This is a genomic window from Pandoraea commovens (assembly GCF_902459615.1).
Classification (GTDB): domain Bacteria; phylum Pseudomonadota; class Gammaproteobacteria; order Burkholderiales; family Burkholderiaceae; genus Pandoraea; species Pandoraea commovens.
The window spans coordinates 206,572-223,868 of sequence record NZ_CABPSA010000009.1 but is presented as its reverse complement, the minus strand read 5'-3'; the positions used below and the strand labels follow the sequence as shown (position 1 = coordinate 223,868).

At 63.7% G+C, this 17,297-nt stretch carries 11 protein-coding genes and 1 riboswitch; of the genes, 8 read left to right on the top strand and 3 right to left on the bottom strand.

Going from position 1 to position 17,297, the window contains the following annotated elements; genetic code table 11:
* Positions 1–198: 198 nt before the first annotated feature.
* The 5 genes from PCO31010_RS22740 (at position 199) to PCO31010_RS22720 (ending at position 10,197) form a co-directional block, all read left to right on the top strand.
* Positions 199–4,932, top strand: a complete 4,734-nt coding sequence (locus PCO31010_RS22740) for a glutamate synthase-related protein (protein ID WP_373275338.1) — start codon at positions 199–201, stop codon at positions 4,930–4,932.
* Positions 4,933–5,030: 98 nt separating this feature from the next.
* Positions 5,031–6,497 (top strand): glutamate synthase subunit beta, encoded by a 1,467-nt coding sequence (locus tag PCO31010_RS22735; protein WP_150666263.1) that lies wholly within the window; start codon positions 5,031–5,033, stop codon positions 6,495–6,497.
* A gap of 490 nt (positions 6,498–6,987) precedes the next feature.
* Positions 6,988–8,313: an MFS transporter gene (locus PCO31010_RS22730; RefSeq protein WP_150666262.1), complete on the top strand. Its 1,326-nt coding sequence runs from the start codon at positions 6,988–6,990 to the stop codon at positions 8,311–8,313.
* Positions 8,314–8,434: 121 nt separating this feature from the next.
* On the top strand, positions 8,435–9,259 hold the full coding sequence (locus PCO31010_RS22725; RefSeq protein ID WP_150666261.1) for an NAD-dependent epimerase/dehydratase family protein: 825 nt from the start codon (positions 8,435–8,437) through the stop codon (positions 9,257–9,259).
* Complete coding sequence (locus PCO31010_RS22720; RefSeq protein ID WP_373275337.1) at positions 9,256–10,197, top strand: SMP-30/gluconolactonase/LRE family protein; 942 nt, start codon at positions 9,256–9,258, stop codon at positions 10,195–10,197. The genes PCO31010_RS22725 and PCO31010_RS22720 overlap by 4 nt, the downstream gene beginning before the upstream one ends.
* A gap of 172 nt (positions 10,198–10,369) precedes the next feature.
* Here the strand turns inward: PCO31010_RS22720 and PCO31010_RS22715 are convergent, their stop codons facing one another.
* The 3 genes from PCO31010_RS22715 to PCO31010_RS22705 form a co-directional block, all read right to left on the bottom strand.
* Entirely contained in the window at positions 10,370–11,629 is a 1,260-nt protein-coding gene (locus PCO31010_RS22715) for an MFS transporter (RefSeq protein ID WP_150666260.1), read from the bottom strand.
* A 126-nt stretch (positions 11,630–11,755) separates the two neighbouring features.
* Positions 11,756–12,565, bottom strand: a complete 810-nt coding sequence (locus PCO31010_RS22710) for an SDR family NAD(P)-dependent oxidoreductase (RefSeq protein ID WP_281357770.1) — start codon at positions 12,563–12,565, stop codon at positions 11,756–11,758.
* A 169-nt stretch (positions 12,566–12,734) separates the two neighbouring features.
* Positions 12,735–14,522: an ABC transporter ATP-binding protein/permease gene (locus PCO31010_RS22705; protein WP_150666259.1), complete on the bottom strand. Its 1,788-nt coding sequence runs from the start codon at positions 14,520–14,522 to the stop codon at positions 12,735–12,737.
* A 259-nt stretch (positions 14,523–14,781) separates the two neighbouring features.
* Positions 14,782–14,901: riboswitch (TPP riboswitch) on the top strand.
* A gap of 133 nt (positions 14,902–15,034) precedes the next feature.
* On the opposite strand from PCO31010_RS22705, the gene PCO31010_RS22700 reads away from it, so the two are divergent.
* The 3 genes from PCO31010_RS22700 to PCO31010_RS22690 are packed head-to-tail and all read left to right on the top strand — an operon-like array spanning position 15,035 to position 17,253.
* A complete protein-coding gene (locus tag PCO31010_RS22700; protein ID WP_150666258.1) occupies positions 15,035–16,192 on the top strand; it encodes an FAD-dependent oxidoreductase in 1,158 nt (385 codons plus the stop codon).
* A gap of 16 nt (positions 16,193–16,208) precedes the next feature.
* Entirely contained in the window at positions 16,209–16,406 is a 198-nt protein-coding gene (thiS, locus tag PCO31010_RS22695) for a sulfur carrier protein ThiS (protein ID WP_150666257.1), read from the top strand.
* 1 nt (position 16,407) lies between these two features.
* Positions 16,408–17,253 carry a thiazole synthase gene (locus PCO31010_RS22690; RefSeq protein WP_150666256.1) on the top strand — a complete coding sequence of 282 codons (846 nt, stop codon included), beginning with the start codon at positions 16,408–16,410 and terminating at the stop codon, positions 17,251–17,253.
* Positions 17,254–17,297 lie beyond the last annotated feature (44 nt).

The following is a 17,297-nucleotide window of genomic DNA, read 5'->3' as shown; positions in this document are numbered from 1 at the left end:
ATGGCGTATATTCCAACTTCGGCCGATTGGTGCGATGCGGAAAACCGTGCGCGCTGAGTCGGCGCCCTGTGGCGACGCCCGAGAACGACCTTCGACGCGTGCGAATCCGCAGTTCTGGCCCGCCCGGCCAACCCCACTTAACCCGGTCGACCGCGACGATCATGCGCGCGGCGGCCTCGCCAAGAGACGGTGTAACTCGTGGAAAAGAAACAGCAACCGATTGCGACGGCAGCAGCGCTGCCGGGTGAGGCGTACTTGGCGCCGGACGCACAGGGCATGTACGACCCGGCCAACGAACACGATGCCTGCGGCGTCGGCTTCGTGGCACACATCAAGGGCGTGAAGAGCCACGCCATCGTCGAACAGGGTCTGAAGATTCTCGAGAACCTGGATCACCGGGGCGCTGTGGGCGCCGACCCGCTGATGGGCGACGGCGCAGGCATCCTGCTCCAGATCCCCGACCAGTTCTATCGCGAAGAGATGGCCAAGCAGGGCGTGACGTTGCCGCCGGCTGGCGAATACGGCGTCGGCATGATCTTCCTGCCGAAGGAACACGCGTCGCGTCTGGCCTGCGAACAGGAACTCGAGCGCACCGTGAAGGCAGAAGGTCAGGTCGTGCTGGGCTGGCGCGATGTCGCGATCGATCGCGACATGCCGATGTCGCCCAACGTGAAGGCCACCGAGCCGATCATCCGCCAGATCTTCATCGGTCGCGGTCAGGACATCATGGTGACGGACGCCCTCGAGCGTAAGCTGTACGTCATCCGCAAGACCGCCAGCCACCGCATTCAGGCGCTCAAGCTCAAGCACGGCAAGGAATACTTCGTGCCGTCGATGTCGGCGCGCACGATCGTCTACAAGGGGCTGCTGCTGTGCGATCAGGTGGGCCGCTACTACCGCGACCTGGCCGATCCGCGCACCGTCTCGGCACTCGCCCTCGTTCACCAGCGTTTCTCGACGAACACGTTCCCCGCATGGGAACTGGCGCACCCGTACCGCATGGTCGCGCACAACGGTGAAATCAACACCGTGAAGGGCAACGTCAACTGGATCAACGCCCGCACGGGTGCGATCTCCTCGGCCGTGCTCGGCAACGATCTGCAAAAGCTGTGGCCGCTGATCTACCCGGGCCAGTCGGATACGGCATCGTTCGACAACTGCCTCGAAATGCTCACGATGGCTGGCTACCCGCTCGCCCACGCCGTGATGATGATGATCCCGGAAGCCTGGGAACAGCACACGCTGATGGACGAGAACCGCCGCGCGTTCTACGAGTATCACGCTGCGATGATGGAGCCGTGGGACGGCCCCGCCGCCATCGCGTTCACCGACGGCCGTCAGATCGGCGCGACGCTCGACCGTAACGGTCTGCGTCCGGCGCGCTTCGTGATCACGGACGACGACGTCGTCATCCTGGCCTCGGAGTCGGGCGTCTTGCCGATCCCCGAGTCGAAGATCGTCAAGAAGTGGCGTCTGCAGCCGGGCAAGATGTTCCTGATCGACATGGATCAGGGGCGCATCATCGACGACAAGGAACTCAAGGACAACCTCGCCAACGCGAAGCCGTACAAGAGCTGGATCGACGCCGTGCGCATCAAGCTCGACGAGATCGATTCCAAGGTCGAGGAAGCCGGTGTGCATCACGACACGGCCACGCCGCTGCTTGATCTGCAACAGGCGTTCGGCTACACGCAGGAAGACGTGAAGTTGCTGATGACGCCGATGGCGATCAACGGCGAAGAAGCCACGGGCTCGATGGGCAACGACAGCCCGCTCGCGGTCATGAGCAACAAGAACAAGACGCTCTATCACTACTTCCGTCAGTTGTTCGCGCAGGTGACGAACCCGCCGATCGACCCGATCCGCGAAAACATGGTGATGTCGCTGGTGTCGTTCATCGGCCCGAAGCCGAACCTGCTCGACACGAACAACATCAACCCGCCGATGCGTCTCGAAGTGTCGCAGCCGGTGCTGGACTTCAAGGAAATCTCGAAGATCCGTCACATCGACAAGTACACCGGCGGCAAATTCCGTTCGTACGAGTTGAACATCTGCTACCCGGTCGCATGGGGCAAGGAAGGTATCGAAGCGCGCCTCGCATCGCTGTGCGCGGAAGCCGTCGACGCCGTGAAGTCGGGCTACAACATCCTCATCGTCTCGGACCGTCTGACAAACCGCGAACAAGTCGCCATGCCTGCGTTGCTCGCCACGTCGGCTGTGCACCAGCATCTGGTTGCTCAGGGTCTGCGTACGAGCACGGGTCTCGTGGTCGAAACGGGTTCGGCACGTGAAGTGCACCACTTCGCATTGCTCGCGGGCTACGGCGCGGAAGCCGTTCACCCGTACCTCGCGATGGAAACGCTCGCGCAGATCGCTCGCAAGCAAGGCGGCGACCTGACGCCCGAGAAGGCCATCAAGCACTTCGTGAAGGCCATCGGCAAGGGCCTGCACAAGGTCATGTCGAAGATGGGTATCTCGACGTACATGTCGTACACGGGGGCACAGATTTTCGAAGCGATCGGTCTGTCGCAGGACCTGATTCAGAAGTACTTCCAGGGCACGGCGTCGAACGTCGGTGGTATCGGCATCTTCGAAGTAGCCGAAGAGGCGGTGCGTCTGCATCGCGACGCATTTGGCGACAACCCGGTGCTTGCGAACATGCTCGACGCCGGTGGCGAGTACGCGTTCCGCATCCGCGGTGAAGACCACATGTGGTCGCCGGACGCCATCGCCAAGCTCCAGCATTCGACCCGCTCGAACTCGTACCAGACGTACAAGGAATACGCGAACCTCATCAACGACCAGAGCAAGCGTCACATGACGCTGCGCGGTCTGTTCGAGTTCCGCGTCGATCCGCAACGCGCGATCCCGCTCGATCAGGTGGAATCGGCGAAGGACATCGTCACGCGTTTCGCCACGGGTGCCATGTCGCTCGGTTCGATCTCGACCGAAGCGCACGCCACGCTGGCCGTTGCCATGAACCGTATCGGCGGCAAGTCGAACACGGGTGAAGGCGGCGAAGACCCGCGTCGTTATCGCAACGAACTCAAGGGCATTCCGATCAAGAAGGGCGAATCGCTCGCCTCGATCGTGGGCCGCGACGTCATCGAGACCGATATCGAACTGCAAGACGGCGACTCGCTGCGCTCGAAGATCAAGCAGGTCGCGTCGGGCCGCTTCGGCGTGACGGCGGACTATCTGGTCTCTGCCGATCAGATTCAGATCAAGATGGCGCAGGGCGCGAAGCCGGGCGAAGGCGGTCAGTTGCCGGGTCACAAGGTGACCGAGTACATCGGCAAGCTGCGTTACTCGGTGCCGGGCGTGGGTCTGATCTCGCCGCCGCCGCACCATGACATCTACTCGATCGAAGATCTGGCACAGCTCATTCACGATCTGAAGAACGTGAACGCGTCGTCGTCGATCTCGGTGAAGCTCGTGTCGGAAGTCGGCGTGGGCACGGTGGCTGCCGGTGTCGCGAAGGCCAAGGCCGATCACGTGGTGATCGCCGGTCATGACGGCGGCACGGGTGCATCGCCGCTGTCGTCGGTGAAGTACGCCGGAACGCCTTGGGAACTGGGCCTGGCCGAGACGCAACAGACGCTGGTGCTCAACCGCCTGCGTGGTCGTATCCGCGTGCAGGCCGACGGTCAGATGAAGACGGGCCGCGACGTGGTGATCGGCGCGCTGCTCGGCGCAGACGAATTCGGCTTCGCGACGGCACCGCTCGTCGTCGAGGGCTGCATCATGATGCGCAAGTGCCATCTGAACACCTGCCCGGTCGGCGTCGCGACGCAAGATCCGGTGCTGCGCAAGAAATTCCAGGGCAAGCCGGAACACGTCGTCAATTACTTCTTCTTCGTGGCCGAGGAAGTGCGCGAAATCATGGCGCAACTGGGCATCGCGAAGTTCGACGACCTGATCGGTCGCGCCGATCTGCTCAACACCAAGTCGGGTGTGGAGCACTGGAAGGCGAAGGGACTCGATTTCAGCCGCATCTTCCACCTGCCGGAAATGGAAGCCGACGTGCCGCGTCTGCATGTCGAGACGCAAGACCACGGTCTGGCCGGTGCACTCGATCACGCGCTGATCGAGAAAGCGATGCCGGCGCTGGAGAAGGGCGAGCACGTCTCGTTCATCCAGCCGGTGCGTAACCGTAACCGTACGGTCGGCGCGATGCTCTCGGGCGAAGTGGCCAAGCGTTACGGTCACGAAGGTCTGCCGCAAGACACGATCCACGTGCAACTCAAGGGCACGGCGGGTCAGAGCTTCGGTGCGTTCCTCGCACGCGGCATCACGCTGGACCTCGTGGGCGACGGTAACGACTACGTCGGCAAGGGTCTGTCGGGCGGCCGCATCATCGTGCGTCCGACCAACGACTTCCGCGGCAATGCCGAAGACAACATCATCGTGGGTAACACCGTGATGATCGGCGCCATCGAAGGCGAAGCGTTCTTCAACGGCGTGGCCGGCGAGCGCTTCTGCGTGCGTAACTCGGGCGCGACGGCGGTCGTCGAAGGCACGGGCGACCACGGTTGCGAATACATGACGGGTGGCACGGTGGTCGTGCTGGGCGAGACCGGCCGTAACTTCTCGGCAGGTATGTCGGGCGGTGTGGCCTACGTGTACGACGCTGACGGCACGTTTGCCGCCAAGTGCAACACGGCGATGGTCGCGCTCGATCCGGTGCTGCCGCACGGCGAGCAGGAGCGTACGGTGAGCCAGGGTCTGTGGCATCGCGGCCAGACGGACGAGGCACAGCTGCGCGAGCTCATCGAGCGTCACTTCCAGTACACGGGCTCCACGCGTGCAAAGGCGCTGCTCGAAGACTGGGACGGCGCACGCCGCAAGTTCGTGAAGGTGTTCCCGAGCGAATACAAACGCGCGTTGGGCGAAATGGCCAAGGCGGGCGACAAACAAGCACTGGCGGCCTGAATCTGCTGGCGCGGTCACGCCGCGCGGGGTGAGGGCCCCGCAGGCGTGCCGCGCGCGGGTGAGGCACGGTAACCACAAAACTTTCCGACTGAAGAAACATGGGCAAGGTCACAGGTTTTCTCGAATTCGAGCGCCAGAGCGAGTCTTACGAAGCACCGCTGGCACGCGTGAAGCACTACAAGGAGTTCGTGCTCGCGCTCTCCGACGATCAGGCAAAGGTGCAGGGCGCACGCTGCATGGACTGCGGCATTCCGTTCTGCAACAACGGTTGCCCGGTCAACAACATCATTCCCGACTTCAACGATCTGGTGTATCGCCAGGACTGGAAGTCGGCCATCTCGGTCTTGCACTCGACCAATAACTTCCCTGAATTCACGGGACGTATCTGCCCCGCGCCGTGTGAAGCGGCCTGCACGCTGAACATCAACAGCGACGCAGTGGGCATCAAGTCGATCGAGCACGCGATCATCGACAAGGCCTGGAGCGAAGGCTGGGTCGAGCCGCAACCGGCGAAGCACAAGACAGGCAAGACGGTCGCCGTCGTCGGCTCCGGTCCCGCGGGCATGGCGGTCGCGCAGCAACTCGCGCGCGTCGGCCACGACGTCACCGTGTTCGAGAAGAACGATCGCGTGGGCGGCCTGCTGCGTTACGGCATCCCCGACTTCAAGCTGGAGAAGTGGCTGATCGATCGCCGCATGCGCCAGATGGAAGCCGAAGGCGTGACGTTCCGCACTGGCGTCTACGTGGGCAAAGAGGCCCCCGAAGCGCACATCAACAACTTCTCGAAAGAGACGATCACGCCGGACCAGTTGCAGGCGCAGTTTGATGCCGTGGTCATCGCAGGCGGTGCGGAACAGCCGCGCGATCTGCCGGTGCCGGGCCGCGAGCTCGAAGGCATCCATTACGCGATGGAATTCCTGCCGCAGCAAAACAAGGTCAACGCGGGCGACAAGCTGGCGAACCAGATGCTGGCGACGGGCAAGAACGTGATCGTGATCGGCGGTGGCGACACCGGCTCGGATTGCGTGGGCACGTCGAACCGTCACGGCGCGAAGGCGGTCACGCAGTTCGAACTGCTGCCGCAACCGCCGGAGCAGGAAAACAAGCCGATGGTGTGGCCGTACTGGCCGACCAAGCTGCGCACGTCGTCGAGCCACGAAGAGGGCTGCGAGCGCGACTGGTCGGTGGCCACGAAGCGCTTCGAAGGCAAGAACGGCAAGGTCGAAAAGCTGATCGCCGTGCGTCTCGAATGGAAGGACGGCAAGATGCAGGAAGTGCCGGGCTCGGAGTTCGAACTGAAGGCCGACCTCGTGCTGCTCGCGATGGGCTTCGTCTCGCCGCTGCAAACGGTGCTCGACGCGTTCGGCGTGGACAAGGATGCGCGCGGCAACGTGCGTGCCTCGACCGAAGGCGAGCGCGCCTACACGACGAACCTGCCGAAGGTGTTCGCGGCCGGCGATGTGCGTCGCGGTCAGTCGCTGGTGGTGTGGGCGATTCGCGAAGGCCGTCAGTGCGCCCGTGCCGTGGACGAGTTCCTGATGGGCCATTCGGAACTGCCGCGCTAAGTCTGACTAAGTTGCGTAGGTTGGATCGGCGCACCTTCGGGTGCGCGCAGGTGTATGCCTGCCAAAACCACAAATACGGGGTGGTTGTGATTTGAGAGGAGGGGGCGCGGAGGTAGGCATCTGCGTCACTGTGAAGAAGCCGTCCGGATGGAAACGTCCGGGCGGTTTTTTCTTGCCTGTTCCTCCTGCGCGGCCTGCGGTCCGTTGCGATCCCGCCAGTCGCCGAAATTCTGTAGGCGGCTAAATATAAGACGTCATACAACAAGACGTCATTTGCGCACATTCACATGTGGGATAACTCTCCCAACATGTGCAAACTTCAATACTTATAAGGCTTGTAGCGCTGCGATGGTGAATCCGTCGAAAGACTAGGGATTATCCGTAAACCGCGTAATCTTTCATTGTCATCGTACATCGTCTCACGTAGGATGCCTCTCCAAGCAAGCGTGATGCTTGCCATAAAAATATCCACGGAAGAGAGACAACCATCATGGCACTGAAGATCAAAGGCCTGCGCTGGTGGATGATCGGACTGCTGACGCTCGGCACCGTCATGAACTACCTCGCACGCAGCTCGCTTGCCGTAGCCGCCCCCACGGTGATGAAGGATCTCCACATCACGACCCAGCAGTACGGCTGGATCACGGGCGCATTCCTTGTGTTGTATCCGATCGGTGCCCCCATCACCGGCTATCTGATGGACCGTATCGGCCTGCGTCTGGGCTTCCTGCTGTGCGGTGTGATGTGGTCGGTGGTGTGCATGCTGCACGGTCTGGCCGACGGCTGGGTCGGGCTGTTTGTGCTGCGCGGTCTGCTGGGTCTTGCCGAAGCGTCGTTCATCCCGGCGGGCATGCGTGCCGCTGCGTTCTGGTTCCCGTCGAAGGAGCGCGCGCTCGCGGCGGGCATCTTCAACATCGGCACGTCCATCGGTGCGATCCTCGCGCCGCCGCTGATCGCGTGGTCGATCCTGCGCTACAACTGGGAGACGGCATTCGTCATCGCCGGTGCGCTCGGTCTCGTGTGGGGCGTGCTGTGGTTCGTGTTCTATCGTCACCCGACCGATCACCCGGCGCTCTCGCAGGCCGAGTCCGATTACATCAACGAAGGCCGTGTGGTCGACGCTGCCGCCGATGCCCGCAAGCCGAACCTCGGCTCGATCCTGCGTCAGCGCAACTTCTGGGGTATCGCGCTGCCGCGCTTCTTTGCCGATCCGGTGTGGGGCACGATCGTGTTCTGGATGCCGTTGTACCTCAATCAGGCACGCGGTTTCGATCTGAAGACGATCGCCGCGACCGCGTGGCTGCCGTTCGTCGCGGCCGATATCGGGTGCCTGATGGGCGGCACGGTATCGGTGTGGCTGAACAAGCACTTCAAGATCACGATCTTCAACGGCAAGCGTGTCGTGTTCACCATCGGCGCGATCATCATGACGGCGATGTGCGGTGTGGGCTTCGTGAAAGATCCGATGATGGCGATCTTCCTGTTGTGCCTCGGCGGCTTCGCGCACCAGACGCTCTCCGTCACCGTGATCTCGATGTCGGCCGACCTGTTCCAGCGCAACGAAGTGGCGACGGTCACCGGTCTGGCGGGGCTGTCCGCCGGGATCGGCAACCTGCTCTTCACGCTGGTGATCGGCACGTTCGTGACGGCGGTCGGCTACGCGCCGTTCTTCGTGGCGCTGGGGCTGGGCGATCTGATCGGCGCGGTGATTCTGTGGACGGTGGTCAAGCCGCACATCACGGGCACGGCCACGCCGTCGCCGGTACAGACACGCAAGGGCGCTGGCATCGAGGTCAACCGGACTGCCAATGCGTAGCCAGCGAGACGTTTGAAGATTTAGCGTACGCCGCGCTGCACACTCCCCCTTGGGTGTGCGGCGCGGCGTCGGTTTTGTTGTACCGATGAATCAGGAACAATCAGGAACAATAAGGATCACTATGAGCCAGCCTTCCGGCAAACCCTTCCGTCGTCTTCTGCTGACTGGAGCAGCGGGCAACCTTGGCAAACAACTGCGCGGCAAGCTCGCGGAGTGGGCGGACATCGTGCGCGTAAGCGACATCGTGCCGATCACCGACACTGCGGCGCACGAAGAGTCGATGCAGGTCGACCTCGCCGACCGTGCGGCCGTGCATGCGCTGCTCGAAGGCGTCGATGCGCTGGTGCACCTCGGCGGCGTGTCCGTCGAAGCGCCGTTCGACGACATCCTGCAAGCGAACATCCTCGGTCTGTACAACGTCTACAGCGCCGCGCAGAAGCAAGGCGTGAAGCGCATCGTCTACGCCAGCTCGAACCACGCCGTCGGCTTCCATCCCGTGACGGAAGTGCTCGACGTCGACGCCCCGCATCGCCCGGACGGCATGTACGGCATTTCGAAGTGCTTCGGCGAAGACCTTTCGCGCTACTACTTCGACCGCTTCGGCCTCGAGACCGTGTGTCTTCGCATCGGCTCGTCGTTCGAGCAGCCGAAGAATCCGCGCATGATGGTGACGTATCTGAGCTACCGCGACTTTGTCGAACTCGTGCGTTGCTCGCTATTCACGAATCGCGTCGGCCACGCGATCGTTTACGGCGTGTCGGATAACCCGACGCTGTGGGTCGACAACACCAAGGCGGCATTCCTCGGCTTCCGTCCGCAAGACAGTTCGGCCGAGTTCGCCGGTCTGTTCCCGGCCAAAGCGCCCGATCCGCAAATGGACGACTGGACGCAACGCTTCCAGGGCGGCCCGTTCGTGTTGATGGGGCCGATGGAGCCGAAGGCGTGAGTGTGGCCGGAGTCTCCATCGAACGGCTGGAGCCGTCGCGCGAGACACCTCACGCGGTCGGCGAAAGCCCGCTCTGGCGTGCCGACGAACAGGCGCTCTACTGGGTCGACATCCCGGCAAAGCAACTGCATCGCGTGACACCCGCCGACGGCGAACACCGTCAGTGGACGTTCCCCGAGCAGGTCGCGTGCTTCTCGTTCGACACGGCGGGCACGTTGCTCGCCGCGTGTGAGACGGGGGTGTTCGCGGTACGGCTGGGTGCGCCAGGCGACGTGGCCGCGTCAGCGTGGACGCGTCTGGCTGCCCCCGAATTTCCGGCCTCGGGCATGCGTTTCAACGATGGACGTTGCGACCGTCAGGGCCGCTTCTGGGCGGGCACGATGGTGGCGGATATGTCGCTCGCGAGCGACGCCGGATCGCTCTATCGCTTCGATGCAAAGGACGGACTGTCCGCGCCGCTCGTTGATGGACTCGTCACACAGAACGGTCTAGGCTTCTCGCCAGACAGCCGCACGATGTATCTGAGCGATTCGCATCCGACGGTGCGTCGCGTGTGGGCGTTCGATTTCGATGCCGACAGCGGCGCGATTCGCAACCGGCGTCTGTTCGTCGACATGAACCAGTACCCGGGGCGCCCCGATGGCGCAGCCGTCGACGCCGACGGGTGTTACTGGACGTGCGCCAACGACGGCAGCCGGTTGCTGCGCTTCACACCGGTGGGTGTGCTGGACCGTGAGATCGTGTTGCCAGTGTCGAAGCCGTCGATGTGTGCGTTCGGCGGACGCGATTTCGACACGTTGTTCGTCACGTCGATTCGTCCCGGCACGAACGCGAACGAACACGACGGTCACGTCTTCGCCGTGCGATGCGGCGTGCAAGGATTACCGGAAGTGCCGTATTCGGGCGAGGTGGACGCGCGGCCGGTAGCAAGGGTGTAGGCGGGGGTACGAAGGTGGCGACGCCGCGCGGTAGTGCATAAGCGGCGCGCACTGAAGCGGTTCCGGGTTGGCTGGCTTACACAATGGCCATCCGGTGAGGCGGCGGGACGTCGGAGCGATCGTGGTGTTCGATCCGGCGTCCCGTTTTGCCATGCAGGCGGCTAGTACACGGTTAATGCACGAAATCGGTCGAGACGAGCGACTTGCCGCGCGTCTCGGGCAGCAGCAACGCGCACACGACGACGAGCAGATAGCCGCCGCCCGCGACCATCCCGATGGCCTTCACGAGCGAACCGGTCTGCGCGAGCGTGCCCACTGCGATGGGGAAGAACGATCCGATGCCGCGCCCGAGGTTGTAGCAGAAGCCCTGACCCGAGCCGCGAATGTGGTTCGGATACAGCTCCGTGAGATACGCACCGATGCCCGCGAAAATGCCCTGCACGACGATGCCCAGCGGGAAGCCGAGCATCAGCATGGCACTGTCGGTGATCGGCAGCATCGTGTAGACCATCCCGAGCACGAACGATGCGATGGCGAAGAAGATGAATGCGCCACGGCGTCCGAGCTTGTCCGAGAGAATCGCGCCGACGATATAGCCCACGAACGAGCCGACGATCAGCACGATCAGGTAAGCGCTCGTGTTGAACACCGACAAGCCGCGTACCGTCTTCAGATACGTCGGCAGCCACGTCGTGATCGCGTAATAACCGCCGAGCATGCCGGTGCACAGCAGACTGCCGAGGATCGTCGTCTTCAGATGTGCGGGGGCGAAGATCTGCGTGAAGTTGCTCTGTAACTGACCTTCGGCGATCTTGCGTCGCGTTTGCGTGAAGATCTCCGGGTCCGACACGTTGCGACGCACATACGTGATCCACACCGCAGGCAGAATCCCGATCCAGAAGCACGCACGCCATGCGTAGCCTTCATCGAGCACTGCGAAGAAGAACCAGTACAGCAGCGCGGCGGCGGCCCAGCCGACCGACCAGCTGCTCTGCACAGTGCCGACCGCTTTCGCGCGATGCTGCGGCGAGCGAATCATCTCGCCCATCATCATCGTGACGACGGTCCACTCGCCGCCGAAGCCGATGCCCTGCAACGTGCGCGTCACGAGCAACTGCCAGAACGAATTCGTGAAGCCCGAGAGAAATGTGAACAGGCAGAAGGTGGCAATCGTCCATTGCAGCACGCGCACGCGGCCATAGCGATCCGCAAGAATGCCCGCGAGCCATCCGCCGACGGCCGACGAGATGAGCGAGCTGGTCGCGATCATGCCCGCCTCGCCCTTGGTCATGCCCCACGCGGCAATGAGTGTGGGGATCAGGAACGAATAGATCATGAAGTCGAACGCGTCGACGGCATAGCCGCCAAAGCCCGCATACAGGGCCTTGCGCTCCTTCGTGTTGAGTTCTTGGAACCAGGAAAAAAACGCCATGAAGACTCCTCGGTGGATCGTGTGCTTGTCGTTATGTGTGCGACGTGTGGTTGTTGTGTATCGATGTCGGGCATCGATGGTCGGGTCCACGTCTGACCCGGTGATCGGTGGATTCGCGGCGCCGTATCAGAGTGTCAGGCCGCCATCGACATGAATCACCTGGCCGGTGATTTGCCGTGCGTGCGGGCCGAGCAGGAAGACGGCAAGGGCGGCGATGTCGTCGGGCTCGCAGAGGCGTCCGGTTGGTGTGGCGTCGGCCGCGCGCTGCCATGCGGCCGGATCGATGGCCGAGTGGCCGCTGTCCTTGCGCGTGTAGCCGGGCGCGACGCAATTGATCGTCACCCCTGCGCGGGCGTACTCGGCGGCGGCGCTTTTCGCCAACGCTTCGATGGCCGCCTTGGCGGCGGCCGTCGCCGGGAATCCCGGTTGGTTCGGCGCGAAGCGATGCGCTACGAACGAGCTGACGGCGACCACACTGCCTTGCGACGAACGTTGGAGATCGGGCAGCGCGTGACGCAGCAACGCGGCGAATGCGCCGGGCATGGCGGCGAGCGTGCATGCGAAGGCCTCGTCGTCTATATCGGTCAGTGACTGACGCGTGGCGAAGCCCGCGTTGCTCACGATCTGATCGACCGGGCCGAAGGCGTCATGCGCGGCGTCGACGAGTCGCGCGGCGGACTGCGCGTGCGTCAGATCGCCGAACCATGTGGCGCACTGCGCACCGGCGTCTTCGCATGCGCGACGTACCTCAGTGAGCCGCGCCTGACTGACATCGGACGCGCCGCGTGTGTGCAGCAGCAAGCGTGTGTCAGGAGAGGCGAGACGGCGGGCGATGGCCGCGCCGATGCCGGACGCGGCGCCGGTGACGACAACGGTGCGTCCGTCGCGCTGAGAGGAATTCGGCGACTGGCCGGACGAGGAATCTGAAGGAATCACGATGAGCCCGGAGATAGCCTGAAGGGGTGCTCGTGATTATGCCAAACCGTCTCGGTGCCGGGACAGCCGCGTCAATATTATTTACGAAGTGAACAAAGTGGAGGAATCGCCCGGTGGGAATGGTACGGGGCGACGTGAGATCTGCCGCCCCTACGTCGTCACTATGCCGTCACCATGCCGCGCCGACTACCCGAGGCGGATCGATCTCGGTCGCCGCGTGCAACGTCATCGTGTGCTGATGGAAGCGGGCCAGCGTGTCGCGGTGGGCCACGCTGACGATGGCCGTGTCGGGCAGTTGCGCGTGCAGTGCGTCGTACACGGCTTCTTCGGTTTCGACATCGAGCGCGCTCGTCGCTTCGTCCAGAAACAGGAAGTCGGGCTTTTGCAGCAGTGCGCGCGCGGCCGCCAGTCGCTGTTGCTCGCCGCCGGAAAGACGTCGCGCCCAATGCGCCGAGGTCAGCAGGTCGTCGCCGTATTGTCCGAGGTTCACGGCGTTCAGGGCGTCGCGGCACTCGGCATCGGTGAACGTGTCGGGCGACGACGGGAACGCGAGTGCGGCCTTGAGCGTGTCGATGGGCAGATAGCTTTGCTGCGAGAGGAACAGCACGCGGGCGTTGGCGGGGACTTCGATGCGTCCGCTGCCGAACGGCCAGAGACCGGCAAGGGCGCGCAGCATGGTGCTCTTGCCGCAACCGGAGCGGCCGCGCACCAGCCAGCGCGAGCCGGGCGCGAAGGCGAACGACCCGGCGGCCGTAAGCGGCGCGCCGTTCGGTAGCGACAGCTGCAGGTCGGCGGCGGTGTAGGCAGGGGCGTCACTGGCCGTCACCACGGCGATGCCGCCCTGAGGGTGCGGTGTGGCGTCGATGACGCGTGTGAATTCGCGCAGACGGTTGATCGTTGCCTTCCAGTCGGCCAGCGTCGAAAAGCTATTCACGAACCAGGAGAAACCGTCGCTCACTTGCCCGAAGGCATCGATGATTCGCATCAGCACGCCCAGCGTGAACGCGCCTGCGAAGTAGCGGGGTGCTGCTGCCATGATCGGAAAGACGATGGCGATCTGCGCGTAGATCGAGTTCGCGAAGATCAGGCGTTTCGTCACGACCATGATCTGCCACCAGTTGTCGCGCACCGCGCCGAACGCCGACTTCAGACGCGATAACTCCGCGCCCTCGCCACGATAGAGCGCGACCTGCTCGGCCGATTCACGCAGCCGCACCAGCAGAAAACGAAAGTCGGCTTCGACCTGTTGCTGCCGGTAGCTGAGTCCGACGAGCGGGCGGCCGACTTTGAAGATCAGGAATGAACCGACGATGGCGTACAGCGCGGCGACCCACACCATGTAGCCTGGAATCGTCACGTTCATCCCCGCCAGCACGAAGGACACCGCGCCCGAGATCGTCCACAGAATCGTGATGAAGGAGAACAGCGAGACGAGCGTCGTCAACAAGTCGAGCGACAGCGCGAGCGACGAACTGACGAGCGTGCGGATGTCTTCCGAAATACGCTGGTCGGGGTTGTCGGCGAGGTGATCGCGTTCGATGCGGTAGTAAGCGCGATGCGCGAACCACTTCGTGAGGTTCGCGTCCGTCACCCACTGACGCCAGCGGATCTCCAGCATCTGACGGAAGTAAGTGCGGAAGGTCGCAATGATGATGAAGCTGAACGCCAGCACCGCGAACTCTGCGAGCGACGACTTGAAGACCGGCCAGTTGCGCTTGTCGAGCGCGTCGTAAAAGCTGGCGTTCCACGCGTTGAGCCGCACGTTGATGAACACGACGGCGAGGTTCAGGGCGATCACGAGCGCGAGCAGGCGTCGACCCTCCCAGCGCTTCTCCGAGACCCAGTAGGGACGGATCAGTTGCCAGGCGGTGGGATGTTTGGGTGGTTTAGGCGGTGGTGCGGCGGTGTCGCCCGAGGGTTGCGGGGCGTGTGGCGTGTGGGTCGGCGTGTTGGCCATGATCGTCGGGCGGCGCGGCCGCAGTGGGGCAACGTTGTTATCTATACGTTTCGCACATATGGCCCATTTGACCGCAGTTCCCGATGGTGCGTTGCACGATTTACGGCCTGAGCCGCGCGTGACGGGGATTTTCAGTTTACGGACCGTTACAAGCGGCCGGAATCAGGGGCGGGAGATCTCAAAAAACGAGACGCGACGAGCGTGCAATCGCCCGGGAAGCCTGCTTGCACGGGCGTTGGCATCTATGTTGTAATGGCTCCGGGCGAAACAGGGGTGCTCCGTAATTGGCGTAGTCACGTCAAAGAAGTCACGGGGCTGAGAGAGACCCTTTGCACCCGACCCGGGTAATACCGGCGTGGGAAGTTTCCGACTCCTCCATTGGGGTAAGGTGGCCATCACCGTTTCGTCCTTTTGCTTTCATGAGGAAAGGGCCCCATGCGTTGCCTTCCACAACATTCTTCGTATTCCCCTGAGTGCCTGCGCGCCGTGATGGCTTGCGCGGCAATGCGCGTATGAGCGCGACGGCTGCCATTTCCCCTTCGCGTTCGGCCGTGTCGCGTCCCGACATTGCCGTGCTGGGCGGCGGGCTGTCCGGCCGTCTGCTCGCGTGGCAACTGATTGGCGCCGGCGCGCGCGTGGCGCTTTACGAGCGGGGCGATGCCGATGGCTCGTCCGCCGCTGGCTGGGTCGCCGCCGCCATGCTCGCGCCGCTGGCCGAGGCCGCCGTGGCCGAGCCGAGCATCGTCGAGATGGGCGCGGTCGGACTTGAGCGCTGGCCTGCGCTGATCGACGGCCTTCCCGAACACGTCTTCTTCCAACGCAACGGCACGCTGGTCGTGTGGCATCAGCCCGACCGCGCCGAGGCCGTGATGTTCGACCGTCGCATGCGTGCGAATGCACCGCCCGAACTGCTGCGTGGCGGCGTCGAACGGATTTCGGGTGCACAACTGAAGGATGTGGAACCGGCGCTCGCCGGACGTTTCCAGGAAGGCTGGCTGCTGCCGAACGAAGGGCAACTGGATAACCGTCAGTTATTGCGTGCGCTGGCCGCAGGACTTGCGAAGGCGGGCGCGGACCTGCACTGGAACACCGAAATTGCCGAGGGCGAATATCCGGATGCCGGTCTGGTCATCGACTGTCGCGGACTGGGCGCACGCGAAGCGCTCACCCAGCTGCGCGGTGTGCGTGGCGAGGTGGTGCGCATTCACGCACCGGGAATCGGTCTGCGTCGCCCGGTGCGCCTGTTGCACCCGCGCTATCCGATCTACATCGCGCCCAAGGAAAACGATCTGTACGTGATCGGGGCGACCGAACTCGAATCGGAAGATATGTCGCCGATGACCGTGCGCTCGGCGCTCGAACTGCTCTCGGCGGCGCACTCGCTGAACCCGGCGTTCGGCGAGGCGCGCATCGTTGAGCTGAACGTCAATTGCCGCCCGGCGCTGCCCGACCATCTGCCGCGCGTGCAGTGGGACGGCGCACGGTTGCTGCGCGTGAACGGTCTGTACCGTCACGGCTATCTGCTCGCACCGGCGGTCACCGGCGAAGCGTGCGCGCTGGCGCAGGCATTGATGCAATCGAGGAGCGCGCCGTCGGGATCGGCGGACGCGTTCGACTGGGAGACGTGGCGAGCCAGCCGGCCGTGGCCGGAACTGTTTCGTCAGGCATGAGAGGAAGCGGTACGCAATGGACATCCATATCAATCAACAGATGCTGAGCGTGGCCGACACGGCGACGCTGGCCGAGGCGCTCGCCGCCTACGGCGCCAAGCCGCCTTTCGCGGCGGCAATCAACGGGCAATTCGTGCCCAAGACGCAATACGCCGCGCGCGCACTCGCGCAGGGCGACAAGATCGATGTCGTGCAACCGGTGGCCGGAGGCTGAAATGAACGCATTCACCGAATCGAACAACGTGGCCGCAAGCAGCACGCGTGATGCGCTCACGCTCTACGACACCCGCTTCGGCAGCCGCTTCCTGCTCGGCACGGCGCGTTATCCGTCGCTGCAAGCACTGAACGATTCCATCGACGCGGCGCGTCCGGGCATGGTGACGGTGGCATTGCGCCGTCAGCTCTCGGGCACCGGGGCGCAAGCATCGGAAGGTCATTTCTGGGACACGCTGCGCCGCCTTGCGGTGCCGGTGCTGCCCAATACGGCGGGTTGCCATTCAGTGCAGGAAGCGGTGACGACGGCGCAAATGGCGCGCGAAGTCTTCGAGACCGACTGGATCAAGCTCGAACTCATCGGCGACGACTACACGCTTCAGCCCGACCCGTTCGGTCTGGTGACGGCCGCCGAGCAACTGATTCGCGAGGGTTTCAAGGTCCTGCCGTACTGCACGGAAGATCTGGTGCTGTGCCGTCGACTGCTCGACGTTGGCTGTCAGGCGCTGATGCCGTGGGGTGCCCCGATCGGTACCGGCAAGGGCGTGATCAATCCGTATGGTCTGCGTCTGTTGCGCGACCGTCTGCCGGATACGCCGCTGATCGTCGACGCGGGCCTCGGTTTGCCGTCGCACGCCTGTCAGGTGATGGAGTGGGGCTACGACGGCGTGCTGCTCAATACCGCTGTCGCGCTTGCCGCGCAGCCGGTGGAGATGGCGGGTGCGTTCGCGGGAGCGATCAAGGCGGGACGCGCCGCATGGCTCGCGGGCCCGATGGCCGAGCGCGAGAGCGCCGAAGCCAGCACCCCGGTCGTGGGCGTGCCGTTCTGGCATCAGTCCGGTAGCTGACCCTTCCCGATTTCATGACCCACGGCCGCGCGACGCGGGGCCGG

Coding starts and splice junctions, on each gene's coding strand:
- PCO31010_RS22690 (WP_150666256.1), top strand. CDS start 16,408: ATGAACGCATTCACCGAATCGAACAACGTGGCCGCAAGCAGCACGCGT.
- PCO31010_RS22705 (WP_150666259.1), bottom strand. CDS start 14,522: ATGGCCAACACGCCGACCCACACGCCACACGCCCCGCAACCCTCGGGC.
- thiS (WP_150666257.1), top strand. CDS start 16,209: ATGGACATCCATATCAATCAACAGATGCTGAGCGTGGCCGACACGGCG.
- PCO31010_RS22715 (WP_150666260.1), bottom strand. CDS start 11,629: ATGGCGTTTTTTTCCTGGTTCCAAGAACTCAACACGAAGGAGCGCAAG.
- PCO31010_RS22735 (WP_150666263.1), top strand. CDS start 5,031: ATGGGCAAGGTCACAGGTTTTCTCGAATTCGAGCGCCAGAGCGAGTCT.
- PCO31010_RS22725 (WP_150666261.1), top strand. CDS start 8,435: ATGAGCCAGCCTTCCGGCAAACCCTTCCGTCGTCTTCTGCTGACTGGA.
- PCO31010_RS22700 (WP_150666258.1), top strand. CDS start 15,035: ATGAGCGCGACGGCTGCCATTTCCCCTTCGCGTTCGGCCGTGTCGCGT.
- PCO31010_RS22730 (WP_150666262.1), top strand. CDS start 6,988: ATGGCACTGAAGATCAAAGGCCTGCGCTGGTGGATGATCGGACTGCTG.